Origin of the sequence: Pseudopedobacter sp. (assembly GCF_040392825.1) — a bacterium.
Classification (GTDB): Bacteria; Bacteroidota; Bacteroidia; order Sphingobacteriales; family Sphingobacteriaceae; genus Pseudopedobacter.
Window position 1 is genome coordinate 1 of record NZ_JBEBVH010000119.1, and the last position, 11,440, is coordinate 11,440.

Annotated in this window: 12 protein-coding genes; 7 read left to right on the forward strand and 5 right to left on the reverse strand. The window is 35.8% G+C overall.

The features are described 5' to 3' along the window. Positions 1 to 1,068, reverse strand: a 1,068-nt coding sequence (locus ABWO41_RS09880; RefSeq protein WP_353137208.1) for a DEAD/DEAH box helicase, incomplete at its 3' end; no start/stop codon positions are given. A 425-nt stretch (positions 1,069 to 1,493) separates the two neighbouring features. Then, positions 1,494 to 2,744 carry a hypothetical protein gene (locus ABWO41_RS09885; protein WP_353137210.1) on the reverse strand — a complete coding sequence of 417 codons (1,251 nt, stop codon included), beginning with the start codon at positions 2,742 to 2,744 and terminating at the stop codon, positions 1,494 to 1,496. A gap of 117 nt (positions 2,745 to 2,861) precedes the next feature. On the opposite strand from ABWO41_RS09885, the gene ABWO41_RS09890 reads away from it, so the two are divergent. Continuing rightward, positions 2,862 to 3,161, forward strand: a complete 300-nt coding sequence (locus ABWO41_RS09890) for a hypothetical protein (RefSeq protein WP_353137212.1) — start codon at positions 2,862 to 2,864, stop codon at positions 3,159 to 3,161. A 77-nt stretch (positions 3,162 to 3,238) separates the two neighbouring features. Here the strand turns inward: ABWO41_RS09890 and ABWO41_RS09895 are convergent, their stop codons facing one another. Continuing rightward, positions 3,239 to 3,700, reverse strand: coding sequence for a DUF4293 domain-containing protein (locus tag ABWO41_RS09895; protein WP_353137214.1), 462 nt, complete (start codon positions 3,698 to 3,700; stop codon positions 3,239 to 3,241). 114 nt (positions 3,701 to 3,814) lie between these two features. Continuing rightward, positions 3,815 to 4,561, reverse strand: coding sequence for a uroporphyrinogen-III C-methyltransferase (cobA, locus tag ABWO41_RS09900; protein ID WP_353137216.1), 747 nt, complete (start codon positions 4,559 to 4,561; stop codon positions 3,815 to 3,817). A 261-nt stretch (positions 4,562 to 4,822) separates the two neighbouring features. Between cobA and nirB the strand changes: the two genes are divergently transcribed. The 4 genes from nirB to ABWO41_RS09920 all read left to right on the forward strand — a co-directional run bounded on the left by nirB (position 4,823) and on the right by ABWO41_RS09920 (position 8,997). Continuing rightward, positions 4,823 to 7,342, forward strand: a complete 2,520-nt coding sequence (gene nirB, locus ABWO41_RS09905) for a nitrite reductase large subunit NirB (RefSeq protein WP_353137218.1) — start codon at positions 4,823 to 4,825, stop codon at positions 7,340 to 7,342. 29 nt (positions 7,343 to 7,371) lie between these two features. Continuing rightward, positions 7,372 to 7,710: a nitrite reductase small subunit NirD gene (gene nirD / locus ABWO41_RS09910; RefSeq protein ID WP_353137220.1), complete on the forward strand. Its 339-nt coding sequence runs from the start codon at positions 7,372 to 7,374 to the stop codon at positions 7,708 to 7,710. Between the two features lie 67 nt (positions 7,711 to 7,777). Then, positions 7,778 to 8,572, forward strand: a complete 795-nt coding sequence (locus ABWO41_RS09915) for a formate/nitrite transporter family protein (protein ID WP_353137222.1) — start codon at positions 7,778 to 7,780, stop codon at positions 8,570 to 8,572. Positions 8,573 to 8,598: 26 nt separating this feature from the next. Continuing rightward, positions 8,599 to 8,997, forward strand: a complete 399-nt coding sequence (locus ABWO41_RS09920; RefSeq protein WP_353137224.1) for a hypothetical protein — start codon at positions 8,599 to 8,601, stop codon at positions 8,995 to 8,997. A gap of 98 nt (positions 8,998 to 9,095) precedes the next feature. Here ABWO41_RS09920 and ABWO41_RS09925 read toward each other — a convergent pair whose 3' ends face one another. Beyond that, entirely contained in the window at positions 9,096 to 9,794 is a 699-nt protein-coding gene (locus tag ABWO41_RS09925; protein ID WP_353137226.1) for a Crp/Fnr family transcriptional regulator, read from the reverse strand. Between the two features lie 87 nt (positions 9,795 to 9,881). Here ABWO41_RS09925 and truA point away from each other — a divergent pair, with 87 nt between their 5' ends. Next, positions 9,882 to 10,658 carry a tRNA pseudouridine(38-40) synthase TruA gene (gene truA, locus ABWO41_RS09930; RefSeq protein WP_353137228.1) on the forward strand — a complete coding sequence of 259 codons (777 nt, stop codon included), beginning with the start codon at positions 9,882 to 9,884 and terminating at the stop codon, positions 10,656 to 10,658. 1 nt (position 10,659) lies between these two features. After that, positions 10,660 to 11,440: ABC transporter ATP-binding protein (locus ABWO41_RS09935; RefSeq protein WP_353137230.1), on the forward strand; the 781-nt coding region annotated here is incomplete at its 3' end.

Below are 11,440 nucleotides of genomic sequence, written 5' to 3' on the forward strand. Positions count from 1 at the left end.
CTGACGGATTTTGTGAATCTCTCTGGAATTGATAATCGCTATGGAAACACCTGTTCTTCCTGCCCTTGCAGTTCTACCACTTCTATGCGTATAATTTTCAATTTCATCTGGCAAAGAATAGTTAATTACGTGTGTAACGTTATTAACGTCAATACCTCTTGCTGCAACGTCTGTAGCAATTAAAAGCTGCAAGTTCTTTTCACGGTAACGTTTCATTACCTTATCACGTTGCTGTTGCGACAAGTCACCATGTAATGAATCTGCATTGTAGCCATCTTTAACCAAAGCTTCAGCAATTTCTTGCGTTTCTATCTTGGTACGGCAAAAAACAATACCAAAAATGTCTGGGTTAAAGTCTACAATACGCTTAAATGCTGCGTATTTATCACGGGCTTTAACAATATAGTATTCATGCTCAATATTGGCATTTCCACTATTTTGTTTTCCTACGGTTAACTCGTGAGGGTTGGTCATGTAGTTTTCTGCAATTCTTCTTACCTCTTTAGGCATTGTTGCAGAGAATAACCATGTTTTTTTAGTATCTGGTGTTGTAGATAAGATATCGTTAATATCATCCTGGAAACCCATGTTTAACATTTCATCGGCTTCATCTAAAACAACGTAATTTACATTAGAGAAATCAATAGCTTTTCTATTGATAATATCTAACATACGACCTGGTGTAGCCACTACTATCTGTACACCTCGTTTAATTTCTCTTAATTGGTTAACAATGTTTGCACCACCGTAAACGGCTACTACATTAACATTTTTTAAATTTTTAGAGAAATTCTTTAAATCATTACTGATCTGTAAACACAATTCACGTGTTGGGCATAAAATTAATGCTTGTGGGTGATTTTTTGTGTTGTCTATCAGCTCTAACAAAGGAAGACCAAATGCGGCCGTTTTCCCTGTTCCGGTTTGGGCTAATCCGACAAAATCGTTGCTGCCTGATAACAAGACTGGAATGGCACTTTCCTGGATTGGAGTTGGATTTGTAAATCCTAACTCAGTTATCGCATTAACAATATCATGACGGATCCCCAGTTCATTGAATGGGTTCATGAATATTTATAAGATTTTGGCAACATCGCCAAAATAGGGCGCAAACATACGGACTTTAATGCTAAAAAACAAATTTTTATTTGATTTACAATGAAATAGCAAAATAAGCTGTTAAGATCCTGGCTTTTGAAAGTATTTATTTCAGCCAAATTAATACCTTCAAAACAGAGATAACAGGGCTTGCTACTATTTACAAGTATTTGCAGTATTCTGCGAAGTACTTTCAACATTTCTTCGAGATCGCTTCGGGACTTCTTCGAGAAATACCTTCCATTTCCGAAGAAGTCCCGAAGCGAAGCAGAACAATTTCTCTCTTACTTTTAAAATCAGAAAACTATGTTAAAACTCAATACTATTCTTAAAAGCTATTTAAGCTTATATTTCGGGTCTTATTCTAATAATATTTTAAGAATATACAGCCTGCTCTATTTTAAGGCGAGTTTTTTCACATATTTATCGCCATCAAAATCTGCATTTACTAAATAAATCCCCTCGTTAAGAATTGCGCCCAGGTAAAGTTTATTGACACCTTCGCTAAAAGCAATTTTCCGGTCTAAAATTTTTTGTCCGTTTATTTTGCTTAATATCAGTGTTGCAATTCCATCTCTTTGCCCTTCATAATTAACAATCAAACCATCTGAAGTGGCATAAACCATAAAATCTATGTCGCCATTTACGTTTAGGGATTTAACCGATAGTTCCTCTGTATTTCCATTCTCATCCACCTGAAGTAATTTGTAATAGCTTGTTCCGTTAGTGGGATATTCGTCCTTGTAAGAATAAGCACTTTTACCTCTGCTTTTTAAAGATGTAATTTTTTCGAAGTCTTTTCCATTTGAAGATTTATGTATCTCAAAAGCTTTTACTTTGCTTTCATAAGAAGTTTTCCATGAAAGGTTAACTAGATTATTTCGATGTGACACATTAAAGTACTCTAATTGAACTGGCAGTATAGTTGGAACATGAACTAGTATATTCCCTATAGAAATTGAACCTATTCCCCCGTCAAAAAAAAATTTAATATGTTCTAATTGTGCAAATGGATCAGTAGATTCTTTTCCAAGTAAATAAGCTTCGCCGTCTATAAACAAATCCCACTTTGCCGACTCAAGCTGATGATTTCTTCCTTCAATATCATAAGAGTAAGTACTACCTAAATTATTTACAATAAATTTAATTCTTTTTTTGCCTGACAAAGGGCTTCCTGATGCTCCGCCTCGTTTCGAATCTTTAAGAGAAAATTCTCCTGGAGTATCAGAAAAATTAACACTAAAACGTGAATGAACATTTCCGTTACTAGAATTTGATGTGGTGAAACTATCGCCTATTTGAAACATTGCCGCAGATGTCTCCTTCGCAGAATTTCCCGAAACCTGAATATCAAATTCGATAATTAAAATTTTTGGAGAACCAGAGAAAGCCTTTGTTCGTGAAAAGCTAATTGAAACAGTCTCTTGGGTTTCTCTGGTAAATTTCAACATATTCGATTCCACGGTAATCCTCCCTCGTTCTTTATTAGACTTGTCTATAGCCGACAATTGATTCACATCAGGATTAGATGAAACATAGCTTTCAATTGACTTAGAATCATCAAAATCAATTTCTAATAATTGAGCCATACATTCAACAGTCACACCTTTAAAAGCAAAAAATAGAATAAATAGAAGTTTTTTCATTTTTTTATGGTTTATAATTTTTCAAAACAAACCTTAAATATAACCATAAAGAAAATAAATATCAACAAGTAAAGGCATAATTATTGCATTTCTCTTATTACATTAAAAAGAAAAACTATGAAAAACGTAATGAGAAGCACAAAACAGCTTTTAGAAGAGGTTGGGATTAAAGAAACCCATTATACCAATCTGAGTAAAACCGAAAGAGTATTATCTATTGCTACAGGTTCTTATTTTGCTTTGAAAGGAATTAAGAATATTTTCTCGCATCCTATTATTGCGGCAACATCTTTAGCTCTTGCCTGTGGTCTTATTGGAAGAGGAACTTCGGGATACTGCCCCGTTAAAGAAGAATTGGAAAAAGACGACATGCTTCCCGAACCGGTTCTGATTGTAAAAGAAACAACTATTTCTTAAATAAAAGAGACAAAAGAGGGGTCAAAAATAAAGCTGGTCCTGATGGAACCAGCTCTCTTTATTATCTTTTTCGTTAGTTATCGTAATCTATCGGCAGATTTAATTAACCTTTCATCACTTCTAATTCCCCTTGCAGCTAAGATTAAAAAAAGGACCGCTATAGAAGACAATCCTATTCCAATCCCATAATCGCTAACCTGCAGTGTTAATGCTGTTGAATTTTTCAGAATAGTGGAAAGCCAGTAGCTATACAGCAGAACTAGTATAACAGTGACATAAACGAGTATCATCTGCTTCTTTCTGTTTTTATAAAGGAATATAAGTATCAAAGGAATAATAGCCAGAATAACCGTTACAATAGTTAACAGAATAAAACTTTCTTTTTGTATTAACCCATTTTCAGCAATTTCATAAATGCCGGTGATTTTTATGCGCTTTGCTCCCGTAACGTCAAATACATTCGCCAAGGGAAAAACAAATAGTAAAAACAAAGCCAAAGAGGCTAAGAAAAGATAAATAGATTGTATTCTTTGTATCATAATTACAAAAATAGAATTTTTAACTTTGCCTGAACAATAATGCACATTATTATTCAATACCAATAATTTCAATATTCATTCAACATCTGCTATTATTGAAAACACAGACCTTTACTATACAACTACAGAGTTTAAACCCACTGTTTTACCAATAACAATAATTGCCGGATAGGTTAACATCTTTTGGTCAGCCATTACTTTCAAATTCCTGACCTCTCCTATCACCATCTTTTGATTTTTCAGGGTAGCATGTTGAATAATCGCAGCCGGAATATTTCCTTTTCCTCCGGAAATATAAACCTCTGAAATCTCATCTAACTTTTTCATTCCCATATAAACCACAACAGTCGCATTACTTTTCATCGCTAATTTAAGATCAAGAGATAAAGATCTGTCCGTCTTTGTTCCGGTAACCACCCAAAAACCTTCGCAAACTCCCCTATGTGTCAATGGAATTCCATTTATTCCTGCGCCCTGCATACTGGAAATACCGGGAACATACTCTGCATCGATCCCATTTTCCCTGGCATACACCATTTCTTCAAAACCTCTGCCAAAAATAAATGGGTCCCCTCCCTTCAACCTTACAACCTCTTTATATTTATATGCGTAGTTTTTAATCATTTGATTGATTTCTTCCTGTGAAACATAATTCCCGTAAGGTTTTTTACCCACATATATTCTTAAACAAGAGTCCGAAACTATATTTAACAATTTTTCATTCGCCAAATTATCATATAAAACCACAGAAGCCTTCTTTAAAACATTAAATCCCTTCATTGTTATTAATTCCGGATCGCCGGGACCCGCACCAACCAACCATAATTTCGGAATCACCTTATTTTTTACCATTAAATCCATAATTTTTATAACTTTTTTAAAAAAACACAAAAAAAACCAAACAAAACACATTAAAAAATAATAAAATATTCATTTTTTATAAAAAACTCAAAATACACCAACAAAAATCACTAATATTTTTATAAAAAACACCATTTTATTATTAAAAAATCAAATAAAAAATGAATTTTAGTCATAAAAATTTGAAATTTATAACAAAAACATAATATATTAGCATTGTTTAAATCATATTTTTATAAAAAGACACAAAAAATTAATATTATGAACAACAAAAACATAATTATAATAGGAAATGGAATGGTTGGACATAAGTTTTGTGAAAAACTTATAAAAAAAACTAACGAATTCAACATTATTATCTTTGGTGAAGAACCAAGAAGTGCGTATGACCGCGTACATTTGAGTGAATACCTCAATGGAAAGACTGCTCAGGATCTTTCTTTATGTAATAATCCCTGGTATAAAGACCATAAAATTGATCTTTTTTTAAACGACCCTATCATTAAAATAGACAGAGAGAATAAAATTATTTATTCTTCAAAAGGCAATACAACTTCCTACGATTATCTGGTTATAGCAACTGGGTCTTCTGCTTTTGTACCTAAAATTCCCGGAATAGACAAAGAGGGAGTTTTTGTTTATCGCACAATAGAAGATTTAGATTTAATACAGAATTATGCAAAAACTGCTAAGAAAGGTACTATTCTGGGAGGCGGCTTATTAGGACTGGAAGCTGCAAAGGCTCTCAAAGATCTTAACATCCAGGACACTTCCGTGATAGAGTATAATCCCAGATTAATGCCTAAACAAATAGATTTAACAGGCAGCAACATCCTAAAAAATAAACTCAAAGAATTAGGCCTGTCTGTATACCTTAATAAAAGCACAGCCAGCGTAGAGGGCAAAGAACGTATATCAGGATTAAAATTCACAGACGGAACAGAGCTTCAAACAGATATCTTAATTGTATCTGCAGGGATAAGGCCGAGAGACGAACTTGCAAAAGCTTGCGGACTGGAAACCGGAGAACGGGGAGGAATTTCGGTAAATCAATATATGCAAACTTCCGATCCGAATATATATGCTATTGGTGAGTGTGCACTTTTCGATAATATGGTATACGGGTTAGTCGCCCCCGGATATGAAATGGCAGAAGTAGCAGCTACCCATATTTGCAACGGAACCAAATTATTCAACGGATTTGATATGAGTACAAAACTAAAGCTAATAGGTGTAGATGTTGCCAGCTTTGGAGATCCGTTCATTTCCGAACCTTTTGCCAAAACCATTGTATTTGAAGATTCTAATAAAGGCATATACAAGCGCTTAAACATCAGCAACGATGGAAAATTCCTTATCGGAGGTATATTGATTGGCGAAGCAAGTTCATATAACATGCTTCTGCAAACAGTTAACAATAAAATTGTCTTACCTCCGCAACCCGAAGACCTGATCTTAGGAAACAGGAGTGATAGTAAAAGCAACCAATCAGGCATTGCTTCTTTACCGGATAGTGCACTAATTTGCAGCTGCGAGGGCGTTACCAAAGGCAACATCTGCACCGCTGTAACAGAACAAGGTTGTGAAAATACAGATCAGGTAAAAAAATGCACTAAAGCAGGCAGTGGTTGCGGGGGTTGTACTCCTATGGTTAAAGAACTGGTTACTTACACTTTAAAACAGAACGGGAAATATGTCAGAAATGTCGTATGCGAACATTTCAATTTCAGCAGACAGGAATTATTTGATCTTGTTAAAATACATGGGTTAAAAAGCTATAACGAAGTGTTAGATAGTGTTGGAAAAGGTGACGGATGCGAAATCTGCAAACCATTGGTTTCTTCTCTTTTAGCCAGTATTTGGAATGATATGATTTTAGCCAAAGGAAATGACACTGCCCAGGATAGTAATGACAGATTTCTGGCCAACATCCAAAAAGGCGGAACTTATTCTGTAGTTCCCAGAATTCCGGGAGGAGAAATTACACCGGATAAATTGATAGTAATTGGTAATGTGGCAAAGAAATATGGGTTATATACAAAAATAACCGGAGGACAACGTATAGACCTTTTTGGTGCACATTTAAGCGACTTACCATTCATTTGGGAAGAACTTATTGCCGCTGGCTTCGAAAGCGGACATGCCTATGGAAAGGCTCTAAGGACTGTAAAAAGCTGCGTAGGAAGTACCTGGTGCCGTTTTGGCTTACACGATAGCGTATCTTTTGCGGTAAGGGTAGAGGAAAGATATCGCGGACTTAGAGCTCCGCACAAAATCAAATCGGCTGTTAGCGGATGTATACGGGAATGTGCCGAGGCACAAAGTAAAGACTTTGGAATCATAGCAACAGAAAAAGGATGGAACTTATATGTTTGCGGTAATGGGGGAAGCAAACCGCAACATGCTTTATTACTAGCTACTGATATTGACAGCGAAACCTGTATTAAATATATAGACAGGTTCCTCATGTTTTATATTAAAACCGCTGATCCGTTAACCCGTACGGCTACCTGGCTTAATAAAATGGAAGGCGGTATAGAATATCTCAGAAATGTAGTTATTAACGATAGTTTAGGCATGAACCAGCAATGGGAAATAGAAATGGAAGCACTGGTTAACGCCTATAAATGCGAATGGAAAGCGGCTATTGAAGATCCTGATATCAGGAAGAAGTTCAGCCATTTTGTTAATGCTCCCGAAGAAAAAGATCCAACGGTTAAGTTTGACGAGATGCGTGGTCAAAAACGGGCAGCGGACTGGCAACTTACCGAGACTAATTAACTTATTATCAACTTTTAACTTGAATCATTATGGAACAAATGAATTGGCTTTTAGCCTGTAAAGTGGAAGATGCAGCCGAAAATGGCGGTGTTTGCGTAAAGTATGGTGAAAACCAGATTGCGTTATTTCATTTCACCAGACGGAATGAATGGTATGCGACCCAAAACGAATGCCCACACAGAAAACAGATGGTGTTAAGCAGAGGCATGATTGGGTCTTTAGACGGAGAACCTAAAATTGCCTGTCCTTTCCACAAAAAAAATTTCTCGTTAGCAACAGGCGAATGCCTGAACGGAGGAGAATGCGGACATATCAAAACCGATCCTGTAAAAATTGAAAATGGAATAGTTTATATAGGAGTTGCATAAAGGACAAAGACTAAAGGACAAAGACTAATGAACTCAATGAACTAATGAACTAATAAACTAAAAAAACATGGACTATATTGCACCAAAAGAAGTAGCAGACACCATGATGACTGCTGCTATTAACAAATCAAAATTATCTATCAGAGATCTTTTAATCAGGGGAAGCCTTTCTGGAGCTTTACTGGCTATCTCAGTAACGCTTGCTTTTATGGCTACATCACAGACTACCTTAAGCTTGGTAGGTGCGTTTGTTTTCCCTGTTGGCTTTGTAATTATTGTTATCCTTGGACTCGAATTGGTTACAGGCAGCTTCTCTTTAATTCCTTTAGCATGGATGGAAAAACATATTTCCGCAAAAATCATGTACCGCAATTTATTCTGGGTATTTATGGGCAATCTTTTAGGAAGTGTACTTTTTGCAGTTCTTTTTTGGGCAGCTTCGTCTGAAAGCAGTAAGGTAATTGAGCAGATGCTTATTAGCGCAAGTGAGAAAAAAACAATTGCTTATGCCCAAAATGGAGCACATGGTTTATTTTCTGCTTTCGTGAAGGCTATTCTTTGCAACTGGATGGTGTGCATGGGAGTTGTTATGTCTATGACATCTAAATCTACCTTAGGCAAAATACTGGCAGCGGGTATTCCTATTTTCATTTTCTTCGCTTTAGGATATGAACATGCTGTGGTAAATATGTTTGTTATCCCTGCCGGAATTATGTTTGGCGCAAATGTAAGTATCGCTGACTGGTGGCTTTATAATCAACTAATTGTAACTGCGGGCAATATTGTGGGTGGCTTATTATTTACCGGTATGGCTATCTATTACACTTACAACAAATCTCAAAAAACATCTCCTTCTATATAATAATTACAAACTTATAAACTCGACATATGACTCACTACATCAGATTAACCGCATTAAGCGGAATGGCTTTGCTTTGTTCAACATTTAGTTCTTTAGCTCAATCTACAGCTGTAAAAAGTTCTCTTTTTGAAGGGATTATCGTTACAGGATATACAGATAAAAGCATGTATATAAATTGTACAGGACCGGCTGTCAAACTATCAAAAAAACCTTTTTCTTTAATGGCAGGATTACTACCCTCATTACGGATAAAAGAAGACAAAAGCACTGCCAGTCAAAATACAACAGTAACCCCCACGCTTGGTTTTGGAGCAACAGCTTTGTACAAACATCTGGCTCTGCAAATACCATTTTTTTACAATGCTAAAACAAGCACACAAAATGGAAACTGGAAAGCAGGGATAGGTATCGGATATAAATTTTAACGCTTCTTAATAATCGGGATTTTTCGACTGAGCCGGATGAGAATCATTTTCCCTTACCTACCAGTGTATTTTCTCCACTCGGTTGAAATTCCTAAAGTTTAACAAGTTTCGATAACCTGTTTTAAACCGTCCCGATTTTTAATTATTGTCTTTTTACCACTCACTTCTATCAGATCCTGATTTACCAGTTCGGTAATCATTCTAAACAAAGTTTCATAGGTTGTTCCTATAAAAGAAGCTAAATCCTGTTTACTTAAATTTATGGCAATAGCCCCATCATCCGAAATCCCAAACTGGTCTTCTAATTTAAACAAGGCCAGAGCCAATCTGCTTTTTACTGTCATATGCACCAGGTTTCTCATCTTTTGTTCAGACTGTCTCAGTTCTTCAGCAAAAAACATCATTAACTCGAAGGTAAACCCCGAATTTACACGCAGCGTAGACATAAAAAAAGACAGATCAACAAAACATACTTCTGCAGGTTCTATTGCTGTAGCAGAAATCGGATAAACATTTTCGTTGTTGTAATCGGTATAAATTCCTCTGTGCCCTACTATGGCTCCATTACTTGCAAAACGAACTATAAGCTCTTTTTCCTGCCATGATTTATGGACTTTTACCGTTCCCTTATTTACAAAATAGACACCTGCCATGGGTTCGCCTTCTTTTATAAACTGTTCACCCTTTTTCAATAAAATCTGCGTTGCAGATATTGCTATCAACTTTCTCCAGTCTTCTGCCACATGCCGGCACATAAAGCAGTTACTTATATTACATACATGTTTACTTTTTTTCATTGCCATCTATAAACAAACTTAATAAAAAATATATCTTATGACTTTTAAAATATGCTCAAGTCATTCAATTAAAATTAAATTTGCAGTGTGTCAGAAAAACAGAGATTTTTTATAGAGATTAGCTACCATGGGCTTCATTACCATGGCTGGCAATATCAACCCAATGCTGTTACTGTGCAGGAAAAACTGGATTATGCTTTATCTACTTTTTTTGGTGAGAAAATAGAGTCTTTAGGTTGTGGAAGAACAGACACAGGTGTACATGCCACACAATTTTACGCCCATTTTGATATTAATAAAGCATTCTCAGAAAATCAGGAAATCAGGTTTCTAAAAGGCATTAATTCGCTGTTGCCGTATGACATCGCGGTTAAGCATTTACACAAGGTTCATGATGATGCTCATGCCAGGTTTGATGCTATCAGAAGATCTTACGAGTATCATATCCATTTCAATAAAAATCCGTTTAAGACTTATACAAGCTGGCTGCATAAAGAATCTCTAAATGTAGAGGCCATGAATATTGCTGCATCTTACCTATTGGATTACGAAGATTTTGGAGCATTCTGCAAAGCTAACGCTGCTAATTTCACCAATATTTGTATGGTGAGCCGGGCCGAATGGGAAGTGAGGAATGATGGAATAGTATTTCATATTACTGCAAACAGGTTTTTAAGGAATATGGTGAGAGCCATTGTTGGTACTTTAACAGAAATAGGAAAGGGAAAACATGGGGTAGAACACATTAAAAATGTTATCGAGAGTAAGAAAAGATCTAATGCAGGCGCATCAGTTCCTGCTTGCGGATTATTTTTAACTGAAGTTTGCTATCCGTATATTACAGAAGCTATAGAAGAAATTTAAAATGAGCAATACCTCTGGAAAAACGTACGACTGGAACTTATTAAAGCGTGTTTTCGCTTATGCCAGACCTTATAAAAAAATGTTCTTTTGGTCGGTAATCTTAACTTTGGCTATAGCAGCTCTGGCTCCGATTAGACCCTTCCTGATACAACATATTATTGATGATTATGTAGTCTACAGTGATTACAATGGCCTGGTAAATATGTCTGTCATTCTTGTAGTCACTTTAATTGTTCAGACCGTTGTACAGTACTACCATACCTTTTTAACTAACTCTCTTGGGCAGTCGGTTATTAAAGATTTGAGAAAAGATGTCTTCAACCACATCACCAAACTTCGATTAAAATATTTCGACAAAACTCCTATTGGGCAGTTAATCACCAGAACGGTATCTGACCTGGAAACTATTGCCGATATTTTTTCTGAAGGCCTGATTGTTATTATAGGTGATATTCTTCAGTTAATTGCTGTTATTGGCTTCATGTTTTATATAGACTGGCGGCTTACATTAATTGTACTACTTCCTATGCCTTTGCTGATTATTGCTACTTACATTTTTAAAGAAGCTATAAAATCTGCTTTCCAGGATGTAAGAACACAGGTGGCTAAACTGAATACATTTTTACAGGAACATATCAGCGGAATCAGCATTATACAATATTTTGCAAGAGAGGATCAGGAATTTGATAAATTCAAAAAAATAAATGCCGAACATCGGGATGCTCACATCCGTTCTAACTGGTATTATTCTATTTTCTTCCCTGTTGTAGAGATTATTTCTG